The sequence below is a fragment of the Pantoea sp. 9140 genome (assembly GCF_000745295.1).
Lineage (GTDB): Bacteria > Pseudomonadota > Gammaproteobacteria > Enterobacterales > Enterobacteriaceae > Pantoea > Pantoea vagans.
This window is the reverse complement of record NZ_JQNO01000002.1, coordinates 425,175-446,965: the sequence shown is the minus strand read 5'-3', so window position 1 is coordinate 446,965 and position 21,791 is coordinate 425,175. Positions and strand designations below refer to the sequence as shown.

Below are 21,791 nucleotides of genomic sequence, written 5' to 3'. Positions count from 1 at the left end.
CCGCGCTCAGTGGTACATCGCGGCCGCCGCAATGTACCACGCCTTTCCTTAGCCAGATTCACCCGGCTTAGTGCGTATCGCGGGTAACAACCTGATAGCGCGTGCTTCGTCCGCCACCCTCCAGCCGGTAGAGACAGCCTTTCTCTACCAGATCCGCCAGATGACGGGTCGCGGTCGCTTTACTTACTTTAGCCACCTTCTGATACTGACTGGCGCTGATCCCCAGTTCAAAACCCTGCTCACCGCCGTCAAGCAGCCGGTTCAGTACTTTTACCTGTTCCACGCTCAATCCCATTCCCTGATGACGTAGCCAGAAACGCGCTTTCATCCGGGTGCGATCGATAACGTTCATCGCCTGCTTCAGGCTCTCATCCAGGATATCAAGAAACCACACCAGCCAGTCTGTGATATCAAGGCCGCCTTTCTGCGTCTGCTCAAGAATGCGGTAATAACCGGCACGCTGCGCCAGAATGGCGGGCGACATGGCATACAGGCGGATGCTCTGGCTGTCGGCCTGCGCCAGTGCCAGATCGGTTAACGCACGCGTGATACGCCCATTACCGTCATCAAACGGGTGCAGGGTGACAAACCAGAGATGACAGATGGCGGCGCGCAGCAGCGGGTCCAGCATCACGTCATGCTGACTGCTGTTGAACCACTCAACAAACTGTGTCAGCTGCGGCTCCAGTCCCTGTCGCGGCGGAGCCTCAAAATGCACCGTAGGGCGATCGATGCGGCCTGAGATCACCTGCATCGGCTCACTGCCGCGCAGCGTGCCGACGCTCAGGCGCTGCACCGTCCATTCATCTGCCGGGAAAAGCCAGTGATGCCACTGAAATAATCGTTCAGGCGTCAGTGGCTGGCTGCGATTGTTGATGGCATCCAGCATCATGGCGGCCAGCCCTTCTGAGCGGTCGGAGACCGGATAAGGCTGTTCTTCCGTGACGCCTAACCGGCGCGCCAGCGATGAGCGTACTGACTGCACGTTTACCCGTTCCTCTTCAATCGCGGAAGAGGAAAGGATATTACTCAGCAGAGTATCCAGCGTCTGCGAATCACTGTCTGACTGCAGGCTGGCTCGTCCCAGCAGCAACCCGCGCTGCTGCTGCAGATGGCGCAGGCGCGGTAGCAGAACGGCATCCTGCCATTGAAAATCGGGCCAGTCCGGCTGCTGCCAGATCCAGTAAACGCTCATAGTGGACTCACAGTAAGAGGAGATGAGCCGAATAGAGTTTGCTATTCGGCTCACAGAATGAGTCGATAATAGCGAATATCCGGCTCACAGGCCAACCGTAAGGAATTAAGAACAAAAAAAGGACCCGAAGGTCCTGTTTGCTTAGCGGGAGAACTGCATAAAGGTGTCTGAATAGTAGTGAACGATCCAGGCAACATACGCCAGCCAGACAACCATCCCAATGGCTAATCCTGATTTACCGATCATTGATCTCTCTCCACAGTGACAAGGGGCTACAGCAACTGTTGACATAAACTGACAGTAAAGGTGGGCAGCAGTATTGTTGCAGATCAAAAAAAGCCTGTTCATACGCAGCGCCATATCCTCTTTGCGATCAATTTCCCTGAATGACTCATAGTCAGACAGGCAGCCCGCCAGAATTACGGTGACTAAAGTTCAAAAAAACGCCGCCGATAGATGATCTCAGGAGCAACGTAATCACAAGGAGGGAAAGAAACAGGTAAATTCCAGGGGAATCACTATGGCCAGTCAGTTAACACATAAGAAAAGAATGAGTACCCGTGCGCAGATGCTGATCATGGGTGGTTTGACAATCATGCTGGGATTTACTGTGACTATCGGCGTCCTCAGCTGGCAATCGGGTAAAGAACAAAAGGTACTCGCAGAAAACTATCTGCAGCAGATAGCACAGAGCCGTGCGCTTCAGGTGCAGCAGGAGCTGGGTCATGCCCGTGATGTTGCCAGTCATCTCGGGCAAAGTCTGATTGCGCTGCCGCAGGCGGGTATCACCGATCGCAAAGTTGCCGATAAAGTCATGGAGTATGCGCTGCGCGCTAATCCTGATTATCTGTCGATGTCGGTAATATTCGAACAGAATGCATTTGATGGTCGCGATGCCGGGTTCGCATCACAGCCGGGCCAGGCACCACAGGGACGCTATGCCTTTTTTGTGGATCGTGACGCGTCAGGTAAATACGCGATGCATCCGCTGCTCTCCTATCTGACGCCGGGTCAGGGCGATTACTATCTGATCCCGCAAAAATCACAAAAAGATACGCTTACCGAACCTTACAGCTATGCCTATAACGGCGTGCCGACACTTCTGACTTCTGTGGCTGCCGCGGTTATCGATCAGGGCACCTTAAAAGCGATCGTCACCTCTGACATTTCACTGGCCTCACTGCAGCAGAAAGTGAATCAGATCAAACCCTGGCAGGGTAGCGGCTATGCGCTGTTGCTCTCGAATGGCGGGAATGTGGTGTCCTCGCCAGTGAAAGAGGAAGCCGGTAAACCCTGGAAAGGCGAAAAAGATGGCTTTACGACGAAAGTCGTACAGCATTTTGATGCCGTGCTGGGCGAAGAGGCATTAGTCACCTGGCAGCCGGTGGTAATTGGTAACAGTGACAAACCCTGGTATCTCGGCGTCGTCGCACCGGTCAGTCAGGTGATGGCTGCTGCCAACCGGCAACTGATGTGGGCACTGCTGTTGATGGTGGTGAGTATTCTGCTGGTCGGCACTGTACTGGGCATGCTGTTCAGTCGTAAGGTGCTGCGGCCGATTGGCGGCGAGCCGATTGAAGCGGCAAATATTGCGCTGGCCGTCGCGGATGGCAAGCTGGATAACGCGATCGCAGTGAAAAACGGCGACCGCAGCAGCCTCTTCTTTGCGCTTCATACTATGCAAAGCCAGCTCCGGCAGATTGTCGGGCAGATAAAAGATTCCAGTGAATCAGTACGACAGGGCGCGGGCGAAATTGCCAGCGGCAACCTCAATCTGGCGTCACGCACTGAAGAACAGGCCGCCGCACTGGAGCAGACCGCAGCCAGCATGGAGCAGATCAGCGCCACGATCCGCCTGAATGCCGACAATGCGCAGCAGGCGACCAGCCTGACTGAAAACGCGACGCACATTGCCAGTCGCGGTGCCTCGCTGGTGGGCGAGGTGGTACAGACCATGGCGCAGATCGATGACAGCTCGAAAAAGATTGGCGACATTACCACGATGATCAATAGCATTGCCTTCCAGACCAATATTCTGGCGCTCAACGCGGCGGTAGAAGCAGCACGCGCCGGTGAGCAGGGCCGCGGTTTTGCAGTGGTCGCGTCGGAAGTGCGAAATCTGGCGCAGCGCAGTGCTAATGCAGTGAAAGAGATCGGCGCACTGATTGAAGAGTCGAGCGTACGTGTTGAGAGTGGCGTCCGGCTGGTAAACGATGCCGGTAAGACCATGCAGGAGATGATGCAGGCGGTGAATTCGGTGCAGGGGATTATCGGTGAGATCGTTACAGCGTCAAGCGAACAGGCGCGCGGCATCAGCCAGGTAACGATTGCGGTCAATGAAATGGATGGCGTCACCCAGCAGAACGCCGCACTGGTGCAGCAGATGTCGGCCGCCGCCAGTTCGCTTGAAGACCAGGCGCAGCAGCTGTCACAGACAGTGGAGCAGTTTCATCTGGCGTAAAGCGGACGTATGCTCCCTGAGCCCATATCTGCTTCACAGAGTAAAAACCCGCCAGCGGCGGGTTTTTTTATCATTGTTCCGTCAGCCGCACACCGCTGCTGGCATCGAACAAGTGCATCTTATCCGGATACACGGTCACCGGCAGCGTGCCGCCCGGCACGGCATCGCTCCGACCAGTCAGCTGCATATGCAGCGGGAAACCCTGCCAGTTCAGATGTAATAGTGTCGACTCGCCGGTAATCTCCACAATATTCACCGCCGCCGGTTGCCCGCTGGCGTCAAAAATCAGATCGTGAGGTCGTACGCCCAGCGTCACCGGCTGATCGGCCTGCTGCTGCGCGGCGTGGTGCCAGCGACCGGGCAACGGCAGCCACTGCTCGCCACAGCAGACGCCGGGCAGACCATCGCGAGTCTGGAAACGCGCATCCAGCAGATTCATCGGCGGTGAGCCGATAAACCGCGCCACAAAGGTGTTAACCGGCCGGTCGTAAATCGCCAGCGGCGCACCCTGTTGCACAATCACTCCATCTTTCATCACCACAATCTGATCCGCCAGCGTCATCGCCTCGACCTGATCGTGTGTCACATAGACCATCGTAGTTTTGAAACGCTGGTGCAGAGACTTAATCTCGGCGCGCAGCTCCATGCGTAACTGCGCATCCAGGTTAGAGAGCGGCTCATCGAACAGAAATACCTGCGGATTGCGCACCATCGCCCGACCCATCGCTACACGCTGCCGCTGTCCGCCAGACAATGCGCGTGGATAACGCTGCAGCAACTGATCGATACCCAGAATAGCCGCGATACGGGCAATTTTGCTTTTCTGCTCCTCACGCTTCACCTTCTTTACCTGCATGTGAAATGCCAGATTTTCGGCAACGGTCAGGTGTGGATAAAGCGCATAGCTCTGAAACACCATCGCGATATCCCGGTCGGCGGGATCGAGGTCGTTGATCTGCTTTTTATCCAGCATAATCGCCCCGTCAGATACGCTATCCAGACCGGCGAGCAGCCGCAGCAGGGTAGACTTGCCGCAGCCAGAGGGACCGACCAGCACGGTAAAACTGCCGTCGGGAATGGTTAAATCGAGCGGATGCAACACGCTCTGCTTTCCGTAGCGCTTTGCCACCTGTACAAGTTCAACACTGGCCATGGTCAGCGCACCTCATTGGTTAATTGGAGTTGTTGCCAGCTGGGATAGCGACGCGGAGAGCTGCTTATCGCCAGTGAGGCCACTTCAATGCCCCAGCGCAGCGCGGTGAGCGATGACTGGCGGTAGAGCAGTGCAGCCAGAAAACCGGCATTAAAACTGTCTCCGGCACCGATGGTATCCACCACCGTTACCGGCTGGGCTGCGGCAAACTGGACAGAGGCGGCGGACCAGAGACGTGCGCCCTCTGCGCCACACTTGATCACACAGCCGCCGCGACCACTGAGACGGGCGGCCAGCTGTTTACCGCTTTGCTCCAGCAAATCTGCGCCTGCTAAACCCAGCGCTTCAACCTCATTCAGCAGTAGCCAGTCGCAGTCCGCCAGCCATCCGCCCATCTCCCGACGAAGCTCATCGCTCCAGCCCGCAGGCGGCCAGCCGGTATCCACGGCCACACTGAAGCCACGCTTTTGTAGCTCGGCTAGCAGCAGCGGATAGTGGTCATAGAGTTCAAGACAGAGAAAGGTGCCGCACAGCAGCACGATGTCGCCCGGCGTCGCCTGCAACGGTAGCTGAGCCAGCACATCGTCCGCGGTCAGCACGGTAATATGGCCGTGATTGCTCAGAAACGATCGTTCGTTATCGGGATGGGTAACGCCCACCGTCAGCGAGGTCTCACAGGCGTAACGCGGCCAGTGTGCGGCGCTGTGGGGAAAGTGACCGGCGAGCCAGTGGCTGAAGCCATCGTCGCCCTGATTAGCGATGGCCCGATGCGGCACCTGCATCGCCTCCAGCGCCAGCGCGCAGTTACCCGCAGACCCGCCGGGACGTAGCTCGCTGTGCTGCAGCATCACTTCCGTGCCGCGTTTCGGCCAGTCGCTGAGCGTACTCATGATTAAATCGACATTGATATTGCCCACCACATAGAGCGTGGGCGCGATGGTCTTGTCCATAATTATCCTTTACTCCCGCCGCTGGTAAGACCGCTGACCAGCGTCTTCTGCAACCAGATGGCAATAAACAGAGGCGGCACCGACGCCAGAATGCCAATCGCTGCAATCAGCCCGTCATCGGTGGCGCGTCCGGCGGTGAAGCCGGCAATCGCGACCGGCAGGGTCTGTGCCGAAATATTGCTGGTGAACAGCAGCGCATAGAAAAACTCATCCCAGGCGAGCAGCCAGCCAAACAGTGCCGCGGCACCCAGTACCGGCTTCGCCAGCGGCAGCGTGATACGCAGCAGGACCTGCCAGAAGCGCAGGCCATCCAGCCGTGCCGCCTGTTCGATATCGCGCGGCAGCGAGTCAAACTGATTCTTCAGCATCCAGGTCAGAAACGGCAGGATCAGCGAGCAGTAGACCATCACCAGACCGGGACGGGTGTTGAGCAGCCCCAGCTGTTGCAGCAGAAAGTAGAGCGGCAGCACAAACGCCACCGGCGGCACCATGTAGATCGCCAGTGCGCCGGAAAGCCAGGCATCGCGACCGCTGTAGCGTGAGAAGCTGAACGCCGCCGGTATCGCCAGCAGCAGCGAGATCGCCGTGGCAACCGTCGCCACCAGCACACTGTTGCCCAGCGCATGCAGGAAAATGTTGCCCGGCTGATTGGGAGCCAGCGAAACCAGCCCCTGATAGCGACTGAAATCCCACTGGCGTGGCAGCCATTCCAGTGGCAGGCGGGAGAGATCGCTGGCGGAGCTGACGCTCATCAGAAACAGCCAGCCCATCGGGGCCAGAATGCTGATGGCGACCAGCAACGCCGCGCCGTAACGCAGCACCCGGCGCAGTTTAGTTTTCATAAGCGGAACTCCGGCGGCGCTGATGCCATAACATCAGCAGGTAAAGCGTGATTAGCAGAGCGCACATCAGGGTCATCAGGATCGCGTAAGCGGCACCGCTGCCGGCACGCAGGTAGCTGAAGGACTCCTGATAGACAAAAAAGCTCAGGGTTTTGGTACTGTCCACCGGCCCGCCGCGCGTCATCACGTAGATAATATCAAAGATCTTAAAGGCATCGATGGTACGTAACACCAGCGCGACGCCCAGCGGAGCAACAATCGCCGGGAAGGTAATGGCGCGGAAACGCCGCCAGGCAGATGCGCCATCCAGCCGTGCCGCCTCAAACAGATCTTCAGGGATCGACTGCAGCGCTGCCAGCACCAGCAGCGTAACCAGCGGATAGTTTTTCCAGATATCTGCAAACATCACCGTATTGAGCGCCGCGTCCGGCGAGCCCAGCCAGCTGCGATAGCCATCAATAATGCCGAGCTGGCTGAGCAGGGCGTTGATGCTGCCGTAATCGGGATTAAAGTTGAGCCGCCACATCATGGCATTGACGATGGTCGGCAGCGCCCACGGCAGAATCACCAGCACCCGCAGCACGTTGCGCCCGACGAATTTCTGATTCAGCAGCAGCGCTACCAGCACGCCAATGACGCCTTCAAAGGTGACAGACACCAGCGTGAAGTAGAGCGTGCGCCAGATAGATGCCCGAAAGTCGGGATCGCTCAGCGCATAGAGGTAGTTTTCCAGCCCAATCCAGGCAGGCGTTTCACCGCTGCCAATCAGCGCAGCATCGGTAAAGCTGAGCCAGATGGTGCGCAGCAGGGGCCAGGCGGTTAACAGCAGCATCACCAGCAGCATGGGGGCCAGCAGCACCCATGCCTGACGCTGTTCGCGTTGACGCAGACTCAGCATCATGACTCCTTAACGCAGCCGGGCGGCGCTTTTGTCCACCGTCGCCATCGCGTCCTGCGCCGGGGTTTTACCCAGCAAGACCTGCTGTAACTGTTGCTGCAGCTGGTTCGACAGGCGTGAATAGTCGGCGGTTTCAGGACGTGACAGCATCACGTTTAGCGATTTGTCCGCTGCGGCAATCAGGCTCTCCTGATCCTTTTTCACCGCCTCGTCCTGATAAGAGGATTTCCAGATCGGCAGGCTGAGCTTCGCATACTGGTTTTGCACCGGCTGCGAAGTCATGTACTGAATATACTGCCACGCCTCGTTAGCATGCGTGCTGCCTTTGGTGATCCCCAGACCCATCGAACCATTCACCGCACCCACTTTTCCTGGCGCATCACCCGGCGCAGGCATGATGCCAATATCACCGGCTACTTTGCTCTGCTTAGGATCGTTTGCCATGTTGTACATGTAGGTCCAGTTCAGCGCGAACGCCGCATCGCCATTCGAAAACGATTTACGCACATCCTCTTCCAGATATTCACGGGAAGCCGGGTTACTCAGGCCGTCATCGAGCGAGCTTTTCATCAGGTTCAGCGCCTTGAGTGAAGCCGGGCTGGAGAAGTCGAGCTTACCGTTCTGATAGAACTGCCCACCAAAGCCTGATACCAGCGTGGTGTAGTCACATACCAGCGCTTCCGCCTGAGACCAGCTCCAGACCAGCGGGTAAGTCACAATCTTTTTCTCTTTGATAATTTTCGCGTCATCCAGCACCTGCTGCCAGGTCTGTGGCGGCGTGGTGATGCCGGCTTTCGCCAGCATTGCTTTGTTGTAGTAGAGGTATTTGGTATCAAGGATCCACGGCATCCCCAGTGTTTTACCTTTAAAAATCACCGTGTTCATCGCGCCCGGGAAGACTTTCTCTTTCTCCTCTGGCGTAATGCGCGCGCTGACATCCTGCAACAGATCGAAGCGAGTAAATTCCGCTGGCCAGATGGCGTCGAACAGCACCACATCATAGCCATTGCCGCCTGCGCCACGCGCCGCCACAATTTTATCGTGCAGCGCTTCATAGGGAACAAACTCCAGATTGACGGTGACATCCGGATGCTGCTTCTGAAAATTCTGCGTCATCGCGCGAATATCATTCTCGCTATAGGCCGCCTGGGTCATAAACAGGGCATTAATCTGGCTGGCCGCCACCGCGCTGCCTGCGCTTAACATCAGTAAGGCGGCAAAACCGGCTTTCAGTTGAGGGGTGTAACGCTGTGACATGGTCTTCTCCACTAGTTAGCAACAGGGCAGCAACAGGCTGTCGGTTAATTAAATCAATTTGATTGATTTAATCGGGGGCATAATTCTGGTCAGCGGGTGAACTGACCTGTCAGTATCAAGCAAACGGCGTGCCACAAGATTAAAAACAACGCAACAGTGCCGTAACAACGCTGAAACTCAGACTGCGCTTTTATGGCAAAATTGCCTATTCTGATGCGCGGGATTTGCGTGCAGGATCAAAGATATTGTTTGCCCGAACGCTATCAGAGACCAATACTGTCGGGTCGCGCTGTAATGGAAAACAACATGAAAACCTCGGGTACAAACCTTGAACATGCGCGGGCGCACAACCGGCGTGTTGTGATTGAAGCCATTCGCCTGCACGGTGAGCTGACCCGTGCCGAACTGGCGCGCATGACGGCACTGACGCCACAGACTGTGTCGAATATCGTGGCGGAACTGGAGCAGGCCGGACTGTTGACCAGCCGTCAGCCGCGCCGCAGCGGGCGCGGTCAGCCTTCAATTCCGGTCACACTCAATCCCACCAGTGCCTGGTCGATTGGCATTCATCTCGATCACCAGACGCTCTTGCTGGTGCTGGTCGATCTGAGCGGTGAAGTGCATTTCCGCCGCCTCGTGCTGGTGCAAAAGCCTCAGCCTGCTGCCACCCTGGCGTGCATTGCTGGTGTGCTCGAGGAGATGCGCGCTTTTCTGGGCACGCAGTGGAAAAAGGTACTGGGGATCGGCGTGGTGATGCCGGGACCTTTTGGCGTGGAGGGCATTTCATCCGTCGGGCCGACCACGCTGAACGGCTGGGAGCAGGTGGATATCGAGGCGGAACTCGCCGCCCTCAGCGGCCTGCCGGTAACGCTGGAAAACGACGCCACGGTCGCCGCCATCGGCGAACGCTTTCACGGTACGGCGCGCCATCTTAACTCCTTTATCTATCTCTACATCGGCACCGGACTGGGTGCCGGCATCTTCACCGATGGCCACATCTATACCGGTCATGCTCATAATGCCGGAGAGATTGGCCACATCGTGGTAGAGCCGGGCGGACGTGACTGCTACTGCGGTAATCAGGGTTGCCTGGAACGTTATGTCTCATTACAGGCCGCCTATGAATTCTGTGGTCTCGATCCGATGCGGGCGCTGCCTGAAGATTTGCTGCAGATTGAACCCGCGCGTTTCACTGCCTGGATTGAGAGCGTGATAACGCCGTTGCGCCAGGCAATCAATATTCTGGAATCAGTGTTTGATGCAGAGGCGGTGATTATTGGCGGGATGATGCCTGCGCCGTTGCTGGAGCAGATGGTCGCGCGCCTGCCGCCACTTTATCAGTCGGTGCGTGGACGTTACCTGTTAGATATGCGATTGAAGACGGGCATGACCGGCAGCGATACCGCTGCGCTGGGGGCCGCAGCGTTACCGATCTTTGATGAATTCAATCCGCAGTTTCAGGTGCTGATGAAGTAGAAAAACGGCGCTGTCGCAGACAACAGCGCCATAAGCATTAACCCGGGTAGATACCGCGATCTTTACGTGCCATCAGGATCCGTTCACACGCCACGATATACGCCGCAGTGCGCAGCGAGCAATCCTTCTCCTTTGACTTCTCCCAGATATGAACCATCGCTTCAGTCATAATCTTATCGGAGCGACGATTGATCTCATCTTCACTCCAGAAGAAGCTGGCCATGTCCTGAACCCATTCGAAGTAGCTGACGGTCACGCCGCCGGCATTACAGACCACATCCGGCACTACGATAATGCCGCGCGTTGCCAGCATGTCATCGGCATCCGGATAGGTCGGGCCGTTTGCGCCTTCCAGCACGATTTTGCAGCTCAGCATCTCTGCGCGCTCGCGGGTAATCTGACCTTCCAGCGCGGCCGGGATCAGGATATCCATCTCAGTGGTCCAGAACGCCTCTTTATCAATGCTTTGCGCACCAGGGAAACCGGCAATCTGCTTGTGGGCGATCTGCCATTCGCTCAGCGCGGCCATATCAATGCCATCTGAATTATAAATCGTCGCCGTGTGGTCCTGAATCACCACCACGCGCGCGCCCGCCTCGTCAAACAGGCGTGCTGCTTCACTGCCAACGTTACCGAAGCCCTGAACCGCCACGCGGGCGCCTTCGATTTCAATACCTGAACGACGAGCCACTTCCCGGCCAGTAATAAACACGCCACGGCCGGTCGCTTTTTCGCGGCCCAGTGAACCGCCCAGGTGAATCGGTTTGCCGGTCACTACACCGGTAATCGTGGTGCCGTGGTTCATGGAGTAGGTATCCATCATCCACGCCATCACTTTGCTGTTAGTGCCGACGTCCGGTGCCGGAATATCTTTTTGCGGTCCAATGATGATGCCGATCTCGCTGGTATAACGACGGGTCAGCCGCTCAAGTTCACCCTCGGAGAGTTTGAAGGGATCGACCCGGATGCCGCCCTTAGCCCCACCGTAAGGCAGGTTAACCGCAGCACATTTAATGGTCATCCACGCAGAGAGCGCCATGACTTCGTTCAGGTCGACAGCCGGGTGATAGCGAATACCACCTTTACCCGGGCCGCGTGAAAGGTTGTGCTGAACGCGATAGCCTTCGAAATGGCGAATTGAGCCATCATCCATCTGGAGAGGAATGTCGACAATCAGCGCACGTTTTGGATGCCGCAAAGTATCTATCCAACGTGAAAGGTCGCCCAGATAGGGCGCAACCCGGTCGATTTGCTGTAAGTAGGTGGACCAGGCAGATGTGCTGCTTTCAGACGCATAAGATAACTTATCCATAAAAAACCTTTCTTAATGAAGTTATTTATTGTGTGGAGCCGTGGATGGTGAGCGCATTGTTTGGCGCGGACATAATCTAACACTTCTGAAACAAATAAGATGGGATGCCTGCCCTGTAAAAGTGCAGTTGCGCCCCAATTTGGGGAGTACTCAGTGAATAGATTTTGAGAGATGCCCTTTAAAGGCGAATAATCATGCGATCCAGGTGCGTAATGACTGCATATAAGGGAGGATCTCGCTATCTTTCAATTCTTTGAGGGCGTTCAAAAAGTTAAATAATTGATCTTAACTTCATTGACTTTAGTGCACCAATTAAGTGCATGAGAATAAGTAATCAAAGGATTACCATAAGTAATGGATTGGGCGGGAAATAAGCAATTTAATCATCTGGTTAGATTAAATAAGATTGCTGAGGGCGGGGGAAGACAAATAGCGGGCCAGCGCTGAAAGGCTGGCCCGGAAGATTTATTGGTGCAAAGCCTGTTCGGCTTCTTTCAGCTCTTCACGCGCTTCTGCCAGCTTATCTTCGCGCTTCTGAATCTTGCTGGCACTGCGTCCTTCCGCTTTCGCTTTTGCCAGCTCCTGTTCACGCTCCTGCACCTTAAACTTTTTCTCTGCCACTTTTTCCTGGCGCTGCTTTAACAGGCTCCCTTCAGTGCAGTTCTGATCTACTTCGCGCAGCGCTTTTTCAAGGCCGGCAACCTGATGGGTATTATTGTGCTGGCGGGCGAAGGAAATCTGGGTCTCAATCTCCTGCTTTTTAGCGGCACAACCGGTCAGATTAGATGCCGCATGCGCAGCGGTGAAAGTCAGTGGCAACAGGCAAAGGCTGAGGGTCAGTAAAGTCTTTTTCATCGTAGTCTCGTCAATGAGTCAGGTTGAGGCACCAGTATACGTAGCCACCTTAAGAGATTCTTAACGGAAAAGATTATTTACTGGCGCGGAAAAGCGGGGGAATGGAAAAGCTGCCTGCTGTCAGGCAGCGCTGGAAGAGGAGGTCTGTGAAAAATGCAGATTACGATCAGGTCCACTGAGCATAACCGGAAAACCATCTTCACTCTGCTGTTCAAAATAGTCCTGCATTACCTGACTGATCCCTGCACCACACCACATCACATGATGCTGATGGATGGCGGTTTTAATAGCAGGCTGTCCGGTGGCACGTGAGTCAACCGCGACATTAAAGCCCATCGCCGTCAGACGAATCGCCTCTAGCCAGATTTCTGTTTTATCGAGTACGCTCACTGCTTCCAGAAACAGAGGAACGGACGATTCATTGCGCGATGAGACGCGCATCACTTTGTCCGCCTGCTGCTTGACGGTTTGCTCAAAACGGTGGAGCCGTCGTGATGCGCCCTGACGGTGATCGGCATAAAGCCAGACGCTAAGCGGCCGCAGCAAATTAGTGATTAAATCATCACCGCTGTAGTTACTGGACATGTTGTGCATTTGACGTGAAAGCGACAGCGGTGTGCCAAATTCAAGCTGCCAAAGCATGTCGCCCTTGCGCGCCGCCCAGCCGTAAGTCTTGACCGCTGAGGCGTCCTGCAGACCCTGCCTGATCTCGTTGAGTGTTGCACCGGTTGCCGTTAAACCAACCAGAGTGTGGATTTCGCTAAGATGAGCATTACTCCACTCGTCAGCATTCTGCTGTGATGTCAGTAATCCCTGCTTCATCCAGCGCTTCAGATTCGCGGGATGCGTGCCGGTTATCGCACAAACAGTATCAGTAGTATGAAATTGCATATCGTGCCCTCTGCTGAGGGAAAGGCCGCCGGAATTAACCGGGGATGAACAACCACTATGAACCTTATAATCGTTAATTAACAGCGTTAACGCCTGTTAAAAGCGCAAAACAGCACGCGTCACGCTGCGCTTATTCGGGTTACTGAACAGGTTAAATTCAGCGCGATCAGCAGGTTAAATGCGCTATAACTCATCATAAAAAGACTGTGTATTTATTCAGTAAAGATTCTTTACGCAATTAGCTCGTAAAAGCAGCGCTGTTTTGTCCATTTTAAGAGCATGCTGACTTCCCACCCCCTTACATCCGGCCTGCAAACCGCTAAAATAGTCGGTTCTGATGATCAGGAGAAAGAGTGTCCAATGCGTTATCGTTTTATTCTCGCCGTTGTGACGGTTGCTGCTGTACTGACCGGCTGTGCAAAACACGCCGCCAGCGATGCACCAGATGAATTTGCTGCTGGTCCGACACAGATCGATGTCTCACATATCAAGACCCGCGCGGATGATGGTTCCAGTGTATTCCTGACGGTAGATGGTAAAGACGCTGGCAGATTGCCGAATGGTGAAAGCAAACTGCTGCATGTGCCGGCGGGTAAGCATCAGGTGGGGGGGTATGTGCCGACGCTGTTTGGTATGGGCCGTGTCACCATTGCGCCAGTTGAAGTGACCACGTCACCTGAAGATGTCAAAAAAGTGGCCTATACGATCACCCGCAACAAAGCGACCTTTGTCGAGAACAAGGGCGAGCAGGGCTGAGTTGATAACGGCGGAGAGCAGCGCTCTCCGCTGGAAAAGCCTGTTATAGACCGAGCTCGCTCAGGGAAGGATGGTCATCCGGGCGACGCCCCTGTGGCCAGTGAAACAGCCGCTGTTCTTCGCTGATTTTCAGGTCATTGATGCTGGCAAAACGCTGCGTCATCAAACCCTGCTCATCAAACGCCCAGTTCTCGTTTCCATAAGAGCGATACCACTGTAGCTGCTCGTCGTGCCACTCATAGGCAAACCGCACTGCAATCCGGTTCTGGTCAAAACTCCACAGCTCTTTAATCAGCCGATACTGCTGCTCTCGCTGCCATTTTTGCTGCAGGAACGCGACAATATCTGCCCGGCCGGTCAGAAAGGTATCGCGATTACGCCACCGGCTATCTGCCGAATAGGCCAGCGCGACACGTTCAGCATCCCGACTGTTCCAGCCATCTTCAGCGAGCCGTACTTTTTCTATTGCCTGTTCAGGCCGTGTAAATGGCGGTAGGGGCGGGCGTAAATTTTCCAACTTTCTCTCCTTAACGGCGCGGACAGATGCGTTATACGCATCTATGACAGGTTAATCAGAGGTCGAGCGCGTGGATCTGACAGACAGCGCGTGCCGCTTCCTGCCCCTTTTTAACAAAGTGCTGGGTATAGAAGTCGATGAACTCTGCCGATGGCTGGAAATTGTGTGGCGTCAGTGACACGGAGAAGACGGGCACGTTAGTCGTCAGCTGAGCCTGCATCAGACCACTCACGACCGCCTGAGCGACGAAATCATGGCGATAGATGCCGCCATCCACCACCAGTGCTGCACAGACAATCGCATCGTAATTGCCGGTCTGTGCCAGACGTTGCGCCAGCAGCGGCATTTCAAAAGCGCCAGGAACATCCCATGTTTTAATCTCGTATGAGGCACCGCGACTTTCCAGTTCCTGTTCAAACCCGGTCAGAACCTGAGAAACGATTTCGCTGTGCCAGTTAGCTTTGATAAAGGCGACTTTCAACGGCTGCATGACTTACTCCAGTAATAGATAACATTCAGTGGTAACGGGCCAGATTGAGCCTCAGCACACCGAATCAAAATAGTGAGCATCGCAGGTCAGTAACCTGCTGAGAGCCTTCACTATACTGCAATGTAAAGAGTCTGTGTCCATCAATGTGATTATATGTAAATAACAGATGGCGTCATTAGCCTTACTGGCTGCAGGAAATGTTCGCATGCCAGTGACTAACTCGCCCTGAACACGTCTTCCAGACCGTAAAACGCCTTCTGCTGCCTTGTTTGCGTAACCGGTTCCATTTACGTTATTGCTTAAATAAAATACTGGATATTTGAACAGGTATTTGTATAATAAATGGACTGCCCGCCGGGTATTGGTAGCGTTAGCGAGGGGTGAACCCATGATGATTTCGACTGAAAGCCTCAAATCTCTGGAACAATCGGTCACAATGAGCAGCCGTGAACTGGCTCAGATGACCGGCATTACACACGGAGAAGTGAAGCGGTTAATCAAAAGTCTGGAAACGGCTCAGCGTCTTTCTCAGCCACTCAAAGTAAATGACTATGAGCGGGATGGAGAAGTGCGCCAGGAGTATCGTCTCAGCAAGCGTGACTCTCTGCTCGCTGTAGCGCGTCTTTCCCCGGGCTTTACGGCTGAAGTGCTGGACCGCTGGCAGGATCGTGAAAAAACCACGCATCTGCCTGACTTCACCAACCCGGCTGAAGCGGCTCGCGCATGGGCTGAGCAGTTTGAACAGCGTCAGGCAGCGGAGCAGCAGCTGGCCCTCTCGGCTCCCAAGGCGGCGTTCTTTGATAGCTTCGTAGAAGTTGACGACTCGCTGGGTTTTCGTCAGCTCTGCAAGATGCTGAAAGTGAAAGAGCCGGAGTTCCGCCAGTTCCTGCTGGAGCGCAACATCATGTACCGCGCCAAAGGAACGCTGACGCCGCAACACTACCATCTGCAGGCGGGCTACTTTACGCTGCATACCGGTACCGGTGAAAACCAGCACGCGTTTTCTCAGGCGCGCTTCACCTCAAAAGGGGTGAAATGGGTAGCGAGTCTGTGGGCGGGACATCTCTCTGCTCAGCCTAAAGGTGCAGCCGCGTAACTTCACCTCTGGCTTTCCTGACGGTCGCCTGCACGCAACCCGTGCCGACAGGCGTGCAGATGAAAAATGCAGAATAAAAAAGGCCGCATCAGAGTGCGGCCTTTATTGATCGTTCAGGATCGATTACCGGGCGGTTTACCAGCCTTTAATGGCGTCACCCTTATAGACTTCTTCCGCTTTGGCCGCAACTTCCGGTGACTGCAGCGCAGACTTCAGCTTCTGAATTTTGTCGCTGTCTTTATTATCTTCACGTGATACCAGTGCATTGACGTAAGGCGACGAGGCACTTTCCATAAATAAACCATCGCGGTGTGCTGATAATCCAGCCTGAGCCGAGAAGTTGGTATTGATGATGGATAAAGAGACGTTAGGATCGTCTAACGTGCGGGTCAGCTGTGGCGTGTCCACTTCAACCAGCTTCAGATTTTTTGGATTTTTGATGATATCCAGCGAGGTCGGTAAATAACCCACACCGTCTTTCAGTTTAATCAGACCCTGCGCCTGAAGTAACAGCAGGCTGCGTCCCAGCGTGGTCGCCTCGTTAGAGATAGTAACAGTCGCACCATTCTGCAGTTCACTGATGTTTTTGATTTTGTGCGAATAGGCCGCAATCGGGAACACGAAAGTCTTGCCTACCACCGCAAATTTATAGCCGCGCTCTTTCGACTGATCTTCAAGATAAGGCAGGCTCTGGAAGGCGTTGGCATCAACCTCTTTGTTATTCAGTGCTTCGTTTGGCAGCACATAATCATTGAAGTTAAGAACTTCGACATCGAGCTTGTATTTATCTTTAGCAACCTGCTGTACCACCTGCCAGATTGCTTCATCCGGCCCGGTATTAATCGCGACTTTAACTTTGTTATCGTCGTCTTTAGAGCAGGCGGATAATAATAAAACAGAACTGGCGAGTAATGCCGTAAACAAACCTTTCATTATCAGAAATCCCTCAGATAGTAGATGGCTTCAAAGATAATACAGAACGCAAAGGTTGCGTACTGACGGTGGAATATATCTTATAACCGCTAAGCACATTTAGAACATTAATTAATCATCCACTCTGCTGGCCCGATCATTCCCGCTATTTTTTCTGCACTGGCTGACTGATCGTTTACTGATTCATCACGTATGAAACCCTCAGCGCCATTTTCTTCTACGCTTATTGCTAAGTCACTACTGGCATTCTATTGAGTAACAACAGGGATTAACCATGTCAAAGCAGGATAACGAAATTAACGCGGTCGAAGTGATGCGCAGCAGCCAGGCCTGGAACGGTGAGGTGATAAATGCTTATCCCACTGGCGAACCTGAACTGACAGTGATGCGACTGTCACTGCCTGCTCATACGTCATTGCCCTGGCACACCCACCCGATGCCGAATACGGCGTTTATTCTTTCTGGCGCACTGATTGTTGAGGATAAAGAGAGCGGCGAACAGCGCACGTTTACAGCAGGTGAAGCTCTGAATGAAACGGTTAATAGCGCGCATCGTGGTTATACTCTGGATGAACCTGCTGAATTGGTGATCACCTATGCAGGAGTAAAAGGGCAGGAACTGACCGAGCCGCTGCCGGGAGAACCTGAAGAGTTTTAAGTAGCGGCGTTTGCCATAACACATGACGGCAGTGTTTTCGCTGCCGTTGCTAACCTCTGAAATAAACCCCGCCCGGATTTGATTCGGATCAGTAAACGGTGTGTCTGCACAGACCAGGATTAACGTTCTTTGCTCCAATCACACCCACAATGTAAAAGGATTTTTTCATGGATAAGAATGTTGCCCTGCTGCTCGCGCCCGGTTTTGAAGAAGCTGAAGCCATCATCACGCTCGATATTCTTTCACGTCTGGGCATTCGCGTGACCACTGTGGCCTGTCAGCCCTACAGGGAAGTCACCAGCTACCATCAGGTGAAGGTCGTGGCCGATGAGCTGCTGGAGGAGAATCGTGAGCGGCTGTTTGATGCGGTGATTGTGCCAGGCGGCCCGGACGGCAGCAAAAATCTGTCAGCGAATGCTGCGGTGATCGATTTTATTCGCCGACATGATGAAGCGGGTCGTCTGGTCTGCCCAATCTGTTCCGCAGCGGCCAGAGTGCTGGCACCTCACGCGCTTTTGAAGGGACGGCGTTATGTCAGTTCCGGTACCTCTTCAGAGGGTGTGACCGATGGCGTTTACGTTAATGCATCGGTTGTGAAAGATGGCAATCTGCTGAGCGGACAGGATCTGGGCGCGGCGTTTGATTTCGCCTTCGCCATTGCTTTTACTCTGACAGGTGAGGGCGACAAAGCCACTGAACAGGCGGAACACATCAGTCACAAGCTTAAAGTGGATTTCGCTAAGCTCTGATTTGATTTGGCGCCCCCGAAGCGGCAGGCTGACGGGGCGCACAGTAATTGAAAAAGCGCTTTTATTCACAACCAAATCCCGCATCCCGCAATACCCTTTTTGCCTGCTCTGAACCTAAGAACGTCGCCAGCCTTTGCGCCTGTGGCGTGATGACCGCACAGGCATAGCGTGCAACAGGATTAACAGCCGCCGGAATATCCACTATTGTCAGCCCGGCAATCCGGCTCAGGGCTGTCCGATAGCTGGCATAGCCGATAAACAGATCCGCCATATCCGCCTGAATAATCCACTCCGCTGCCAGCCTGCCTGCGGGAGTGGCTGCTGAGTCACGCCCGCCAACCAGCGCGAGGGCGCGCTGGCGCACCGCTTCACCGGCATTACCCATCCGGGAGAAAAGAATCTGCGTATAGTCACCCGACGGGTCGGCACCAGGTGTGGACGTGGCGATTCGCAGCGAGTCACGGGTGAGCAACGTATACCAGTCGTCTCCAGGAAGAAGACAATCGCTGCGCACCGTAATGCAGAGCCGGTTGGTGGCAAACGGCATGACTGCCAGCGCGCGTCCGGCAGCCCGCAGCATCTGCGGATGATCTTCACTGGCTGAAGCAAAGAGGTCGCACCGCTCACCAGCCTCAATCCGTTCGCGGAGCAGGCCAGCCGGACCAAAACGGGTTTCAACCGGCTCCGGAAAGGACGCCATTAGTGTCGGCCAGACGTCTTTCAGGCTGCCCGCCGCCAGTACCTGCATTACTCTGGCCCCTGATAAGTGGTGCGATAAAAACGCTGATACCAGCGGTTAGCCAGTTTGTTCATGTCGACATCCTGAAACTTCTGCGGATAGAGTTTTTTTGCCATCCACAGCTCGCCGAGCCCCATCGCTTCCGGCATCGGATAGCCCCAGGCTTTGGCGTAGTCCGGCATCAGATAAACGCGATGGTTTTTGACCGCGTCAATCGCCTGCCATTGTGGAGAGCTGTTGATTTCATTCACGACAGAAGGGTAACGGTCCTGGACAAAAATCACCTGCGGATCCCAGGCGATCACCTGCTCCATCGACACGGTTTTAAATCCTTTCACGGTCGCCGCGGCGACGTTAACCGCACCCGCATGCTGCATCATCAGACCGGTATATTTCCCGGAACCATAAGTAGTCAGTTGCGGATTGGCCATATAGGCGCGAATACGTTTCTCCGCCGGTATATCTTTCAGGCGGTCGCTGACGATTTTGCGACCCTGATCGGTGGCGTCAATCAGCGCTTTCGCTTCGGCGGGTTTATTGACGATCTCGCCAATCAGCGTAATGCCTTCGCGCAGACCTTTGTCATAGGCCATTTCCTCATCACTAAGAGTCGGGTTCATTTTGTCCTGTTCACCCGGCAGGTCATGACGCAGCGAGATAGCCACGACAGGGATCCCCAGCGCGGTAATGCTGTCGATCATCTCATGCGGGGCATAATTGGTGACAAACACCACCTGCGGATGCAGCGCCACCAGTTTCTCCGGATCAACATGCGTCAAATCCCCAAGCACAGCCATATGGTTCAGCTCAGGGGCCAGTCGGGCATAGCCGTCGCCGAGTTGCTGCTTCCAGTTCGCCATCACCCCGACGATTTTATCGGTGGCGTTCATCTGCACCAGCAGGTTCAGCGTCTGGTGCTGAAGCACAACAATGCGGTTAACGTGGTCAGGAATCGAAACCTGACGGCCAATCTGGTCGGTGATCTGGCGCGATGCCTGAGAAGAGAGTGGAAGGAGTATCAGTAAACCGAATGTGCATGTCTGCCAGAAGCGCTTCATTAACTATCCTCGAAAATCGTTATGCATTTGATTATATAGCGATAGGTGATCTGCGTCACGGTCTGGGTCATTATTTTGGGAAAGCAGCAGGTAGAAAAAGAGACTGACTGCGCATATCGCCCTTATCCCCAACACAGCACTGATTATGTGCAATGCCCGTTGCTGGTTCACCATCCCGGTGCCTTCTGTGCCGAAAACCGTATAGATTGCTGATATTTATGGCTTTAATTTCTGGCACGCCATTTGCTGAAGTCTTAGCAGTAAGCAGCGTATGACACATTGATAGCAAATAGCTGGCTAGGGTTCCGGTTCACGCAGGTGAATGTCTGGTCCGAGAGCTGGCGACCTCTGCGAGGTTACACGGCGGGACAAAAGCCCGGGAGACAGCGGCACCATCTGGTGTCCTGCGCTGCTCCCGTTTTTTTGTGCCAACCAGAGGTCAACCATGAAGAAATCCCCCCTCCTGACGCTGATTCTTTCGCTGACGCTGCTGGTCAGCGCGCCGTCTTTCGCCGCCGTTAAAAAAGAGTTCAACATCTGCTGGACCATTTACGCGGGCTGGATGCCCTGGGGCGCCATCAGCAATGAGAAGATCATTGATAAATGGGCCAGCAAATATGGCATTAAAATCCATATCACTCAGCTCAATGACTACATCGAGTCGATCAACCAGTACACCGCCGGGCAGTTCGACGGCTGCACTATGACGAATATGGATGCCCTGACCATTCCTGCAGCCGGCGGCATTGATAGCACGGCGTTGATCACCGGCAGTTATTCCGATGGAAACGACGGCGTAGTCCTGAAAGGGGAAAATAAGAAACTCAGCGATCTGAAAGGGATGTCGGTCTATCTGCCTGCGCTTTCGGTGTCGCACTATCTGCTGGTCCGCGGGCTGGAGAAGGCCGGACTGCAGGAAAAAGACGTAAAAGTCGTGAACACCTCTGATGCCGATATCGTCTCAGCGTTCGGCACCAGCAACGTTAAAGCGGCTGTGGCCTGGAACCCGCAGCTTTCGGTCATCAAAAAGACGCCGCAGACGACAGAAGTGTTCAGCTCATCGGCCGTGCCGGGCGAGTTAATTGACATGATGGTGGTCAATACCGACACCCTGAAAGATAACCCCGCACTCGGCAAGGCGCTGACCGGTGCCTGGTTTGAGATGATGGCGAAGATGCAGTCCGGAGACACCCAGGCGCTGAGTGCCATGGCGGCCGATTCAGGTACGGACCTCGCCGGTTATAAGGCGCAGCTGAAAACCACCCACCTGTTCTGGGTCCCCGCCGAAACCCAGACCTTTGTCTCATCCCCTGAACTGGCGAAAACCATGCAGCGCGTCGCTGCGTTCTCCTTTGATAAAGGATTGCTGGGCGAGGGCGCGCAAAGCGCTGACTTCATCGGCATGCGCTTCCCGGGCAACGTCACCGTCGGCGACACCGCAAACATCAAACTGCGCTTTGACGACAGCTATCTGAAGCTGGCCGCTGCGGGCAAGCTGTAATCAC

At 54.7% G+C, this 21,791-nt stretch carries 21 protein-coding genes and 1 riboswitch; of the genes, 7 read left to right on the top strand and 14 right to left on the bottom strand.

Going from position 1 to position 21,791, the window contains the following annotated elements; genetic code table 11:
• Positions 1-67 precede the first annotated feature (67 nt).
• The gene (locus FA92_RS21370; RefSeq protein WP_033785112.1) at positions 68-1,195 is read right to left on the bottom strand and encodes a Fic family protein; all 1,128 of its coding nucleotides are present in this window, start codon (positions 1,193-1,195) and stop codon (positions 68-70) included.
• 520 nt (positions 1,196-1,715) lie between these two features.
• On the opposite strand from FA92_RS21370, the gene FA92_RS21365 reads away from it, so the two are divergent.
• Positions 1,716-3,656, top strand: a complete 1,941-nt coding sequence (locus FA92_RS21365) for a methyl-accepting chemotaxis protein (protein ID WP_033785110.1) — start codon at positions 1,716-1,718, stop codon at positions 3,654-3,656.
• A gap of 70 nt (positions 3,657-3,726) precedes the next feature.
• On the opposite strand, the gene ugpC is transcribed toward FA92_RS21365, so the two are convergent.
• The 5 genes from ugpC to FA92_RS21340 are packed head-to-tail and all read right to left on the bottom strand — an operon-like array spanning position 3,727 to position 8,756.
• A complete protein-coding gene (gene ugpC, locus FA92_RS21360; RefSeq protein ID WP_033785109.1) occupies positions 3,727-4,809 on the bottom strand; it encodes a sn-glycerol-3-phosphate ABC transporter ATP-binding protein UgpC in 1,083 nt (360 codons plus the stop codon).
• A 2-nt stretch (positions 4,810-4,811) separates the two neighbouring features.
• Complete coding sequence (locus tag FA92_RS21355) at positions 4,812-5,759, bottom strand: carbohydrate kinase family protein (RefSeq protein WP_033785107.1); 948 nt, start codon at positions 5,757-5,759, stop codon at positions 4,812-4,814.
• Between the two features lie 2 nt (positions 5,760-5,761).
• Positions 5,762-6,601: a carbohydrate ABC transporter permease gene (locus tag FA92_RS21350; RefSeq protein WP_033785106.1), complete on the bottom strand. Its 840-nt coding sequence runs from the start codon at positions 6,599-6,601 to the stop codon at positions 5,762-5,764.
• Entirely contained in the window at positions 6,591-7,499 is a 909-nt protein-coding gene (locus FA92_RS21345; RefSeq protein ID WP_033785104.1) for a sugar ABC transporter permease, read from the bottom strand. The genes FA92_RS21350 and FA92_RS21345 overlap by 11 nt, the downstream gene beginning before the upstream one ends.
• Before the next feature lie 9 nt (positions 7,500-7,508).
• Positions 7,509-8,756 carry an extracellular solute-binding protein gene (locus FA92_RS21340; protein ID WP_033785103.1) on the bottom strand — a complete coding sequence of 416 codons (1,248 nt, stop codon included), beginning with the start codon at positions 8,754-8,756 and terminating at the stop codon, positions 7,509-7,511.
• A 306-nt stretch (positions 8,757-9,062) separates the two neighbouring features.
• On the opposite strand from FA92_RS21340, the gene FA92_RS21335 reads away from it, so the two are divergent.
• Positions 9,063-10,232, top strand: a complete 1,170-nt coding sequence (locus FA92_RS21335; RefSeq protein ID WP_033785102.1) for an ROK family transcriptional regulator — start codon at positions 9,063-9,065, stop codon at positions 10,230-10,232.
• Positions 10,233-10,269: 37 nt separating this feature from the next.
• On the opposite strand, the gene FA92_RS21330 is transcribed toward FA92_RS21335, so the two are convergent.
• The 3 genes from FA92_RS21330 to FA92_RS21320 form a co-directional block, all read right to left on the bottom strand.
• Positions 10,270-11,544, bottom strand: a complete 1,275-nt coding sequence (locus FA92_RS21330) for a Glu/Leu/Phe/Val dehydrogenase (RefSeq protein ID WP_033785101.1) — start codon at positions 11,542-11,544, stop codon at positions 10,270-10,272.
• 465 nt (positions 11,545-12,009) lie between these two features.
• A complete protein-coding gene (locus tag FA92_RS21325; RefSeq protein ID WP_033785099.1) occupies positions 12,010-12,399 on the bottom strand; it encodes a DUF1090 domain-containing protein in 390 nt (129 codons plus the stop codon).
• 120 nt (positions 12,400-12,519) lie between these two features.
• On the bottom strand, positions 12,520-13,290 hold the full coding sequence (locus FA92_RS21320; protein WP_013196278.1) for a MerR family transcriptional regulator: 771 nt from the start codon (positions 13,288-13,290) through the stop codon (positions 12,520-12,522).
• Positions 13,291-13,650: 360 nt separating this feature from the next.
• Between FA92_RS21320 and FA92_RS21315 the strand changes: the two genes are divergently transcribed.
• A complete protein-coding gene (locus FA92_RS21315) occupies positions 13,651-14,046 on the top strand; it encodes a hypothetical protein (protein ID WP_033785098.1) in 396 nt (131 codons plus the stop codon).
• 43 nt (positions 14,047-14,089) lie between these two features.
• Here the strand turns inward: FA92_RS21315 and FA92_RS21310 are convergent, their stop codons facing one another.
• Together FA92_RS21310 and FA92_RS21305 are read right to left on the bottom strand one after the other, a co-directional pair.
• Positions 14,090-14,563, bottom strand: coding sequence for a nuclear transport factor 2 family protein (locus FA92_RS21310; RefSeq protein WP_033785097.1), 474 nt, complete (start codon positions 14,561-14,563; stop codon positions 14,090-14,092).
• A 55-nt stretch (positions 14,564-14,618) separates the two neighbouring features.
• Positions 14,619-15,053: a 6,7-dimethyl-8-ribityllumazine synthase gene (locus FA92_RS21305; protein WP_033735722.1), complete on the bottom strand. Its 435-nt coding sequence runs from the start codon at positions 15,051-15,053 to the stop codon at positions 14,619-14,621.
• Between the two features lie 388 nt (positions 15,054-15,441).
• Between FA92_RS21305 and FA92_RS21300 the strand changes: the two genes are divergently transcribed.
• Positions 15,442-16,149 (top strand): phage antirepressor KilAC domain-containing protein, encoded by a 708-nt coding sequence (locus FA92_RS21300; RefSeq protein ID WP_013196273.1) that lies wholly within the window; start codon positions 15,442-15,444, stop codon positions 16,147-16,149.
• Positions 16,150-16,284: 135 nt separating this feature from the next.
• Here FA92_RS21300 and FA92_RS21295 read toward each other — a convergent pair whose 3' ends face one another.
• Positions 16,285-17,082, bottom strand: coding sequence for a MetQ/NlpA family lipoprotein (locus FA92_RS21295; RefSeq protein ID WP_033785096.1), 798 nt, complete (start codon positions 17,080-17,082; stop codon positions 16,285-16,287).
• A gap of 274 nt (positions 17,083-17,356) precedes the next feature.
• Between FA92_RS21295 and FA92_RS21290 the strand changes: the two genes are divergently transcribed.
• Both FA92_RS21290 and FA92_RS21285 read left to right on the top strand, forming a co-directional pair.
• Positions 17,357-17,740, top strand: coding sequence for a cupin domain-containing protein (locus FA92_RS21290; protein ID WP_033785095.1), 384 nt, complete (start codon positions 17,357-17,359; stop codon positions 17,738-17,740).
• A 167-nt stretch (positions 17,741-17,907) separates the two neighbouring features.
• Complete coding sequence (locus FA92_RS21285; RefSeq protein ID WP_033785094.1) at positions 17,908-18,489, top strand: DJ-1/PfpI family protein; 582 nt, start codon at positions 17,908-17,910, stop codon at positions 18,487-18,489.
• A gap of 61 nt (positions 18,490-18,550) precedes the next feature.
• On the opposite strand, the gene FA92_RS21280 is transcribed toward FA92_RS21285, so the two are convergent.
• Entirely contained in the window at positions 18,551-19,237 is a 687-nt protein-coding gene (locus FA92_RS21280) for a molybdate ABC transporter substrate-binding protein (RefSeq protein WP_033785092.1), read from the bottom strand.
• The gene (locus FA92_RS21275; protein ID WP_033785091.1) at positions 19,237-20,286 is read right to left on the bottom strand and encodes an ABC transporter substrate-binding protein; all 1,050 of its coding nucleotides are present in this window, start codon (positions 20,284-20,286) and stop codon (positions 19,237-19,239) included. The genes FA92_RS21280 and FA92_RS21275 overlap by 1 nt, the downstream gene beginning before the upstream one ends.
• A 286-nt stretch (positions 20,287-20,572) precedes the next feature.
• A riboswitch (guanidine-I (ykkC/yxkD leader) is annotated at positions 20,573-20,671 on the top strand.
• 60 nt (positions 20,672-20,731) lie between these two features.
• Here FA92_RS21275 and FA92_RS21270 point away from each other — a divergent pair.
• The gene (locus FA92_RS21270; protein WP_033785090.1) at positions 20,732-21,787 is read left to right on the top strand and encodes a putative urea ABC transporter substrate-binding protein; all 1,056 of its coding nucleotides are present in this window, start codon (positions 20,732-20,734) and stop codon (positions 21,785-21,787) included.
• Positions 21,788-21,791 lie beyond the last annotated feature (4 nt).

What these genes read in the sequence shown, in the direction of transcription:
- FA92_RS21320 (WP_013196278.1), bottom strand. Translation starts at nt 13,290, where the DNA reads ATGCAATTTCATACTACTGATACTGTTTGTGCGATAACCGGCACGCAT.
- FA92_RS21300 (WP_013196273.1), top strand. Translation starts at nt 15,442, where the DNA reads ATGATGATTTCGACTGAAAGCCTCAAATCTCTGGAACAATCGGTCACA.
- FA92_RS21285 (WP_033785094.1), top strand. Translation starts at nt 17,908, where the DNA reads ATGGATAAGAATGTTGCCCTGCTGCTCGCGCCCGGTTTTGAAGAAGCT.
- FA92_RS21335 (WP_033785102.1), top strand. Translation starts at nt 9,063, where the DNA reads ATGAAAACCTCGGGTACAAACCTTGAACATGCGCGGGCGCACAACCGG.
- FA92_RS21295 (WP_033785096.1), bottom strand. Translation starts at nt 17,082, where the DNA reads ATGAAAGGTTTGTTTACGGCATTACTCGCCAGTTCTGTTTTATTATTA.
- FA92_RS21305 (WP_033735722.1), bottom strand. Translation starts at nt 15,053, where the DNA reads ATGCAGCCGTTGAAAGTCGCCTTTATCAAAGCTAACTGGCACAGCGAA.
- FA92_RS21270 (WP_033785090.1), top strand. Translation starts at nt 20,732, where the DNA reads ATGAAGAAATCCCCCCTCCTGACGCTGATTCTTTCGCTGACGCTGCTG.
- FA92_RS21275 (WP_033785091.1), bottom strand. Translation starts at nt 20,286, where the DNA reads ATGAAGCGCTTCTGGCAGACATGCACATTCGGTTTACTGATACTCCTT.
- FA92_RS21355 (WP_033785107.1), bottom strand. Translation starts at nt 5,759, where the DNA reads ATGGACAAGACCATCGCGCCCACGCTCTATGTGGTGGGCAATATCAAT.
- FA92_RS21280 (WP_033785092.1), bottom strand. Translation starts at nt 19,237, where the DNA reads ATGCAGGTACTGGCGGCGGGCAGCCTGAAAGACGTCTGGCCGACACTA.
- FA92_RS21365 (WP_033785110.1), top strand. Translation starts at nt 1,716, where the DNA reads ATGGCCAGTCAGTTAACACATAAGAAAAGAATGAGTACCCGTGCGCAG.
- FA92_RS21340 (WP_033785103.1), bottom strand. Translation starts at nt 8,756, where the DNA reads ATGTCACAGCGTTACACCCCTCAACTGAAAGCCGGTTTTGCCGCCTTA.
- FA92_RS21345 (WP_033785104.1), bottom strand. Translation starts at nt 7,499, where the DNA reads ATGCTGAGTCTGCGTCAACGCGAACAGCGTCAGGCATGGGTGCTGCTG.
- FA92_RS21350 (WP_033785106.1), bottom strand. Translation starts at nt 6,601, where the DNA reads ATGAAAACTAAACTGCGCCGGGTGCTGCGTTACGGCGCGGCGTTGCTG.
- FA92_RS21330 (WP_033785101.1), bottom strand. Translation starts at nt 11,544, where the DNA reads ATGGATAAGTTATCTTATGCGTCTGAAAGCAGCACATCTGCCTGGTCC.
- FA92_RS21325 (WP_033785099.1), bottom strand. Translation starts at nt 12,399, where the DNA reads ATGAAAAAGACTTTACTGACCCTCAGCCTTTGCCTGTTGCCACTGACT.
- ugpC (WP_033785109.1), bottom strand. Translation starts at nt 4,809, where the DNA reads ATGGCCAGTGTTGAACTTGTACAGGTGGCAAAGCGCTACGGAAAGCAG.
- FA92_RS21315 (WP_033785098.1), top strand. Translation starts at nt 13,651, where the DNA reads ATGCGTTATCGTTTTATTCTCGCCGTTGTGACGGTTGCTGCTGTACTG.
- FA92_RS21370 (WP_033785112.1), bottom strand. Translation starts at nt 1,195, where the DNA reads ATGAGCGTTTACTGGATCTGGCAGCAGCCGGACTGGCCCGATTTTCAA.
- FA92_RS21290 (WP_033785095.1), top strand. Translation starts at nt 17,357, where the DNA reads ATGTCAAAGCAGGATAACGAAATTAACGCGGTCGAAGTGATGCGCAGC.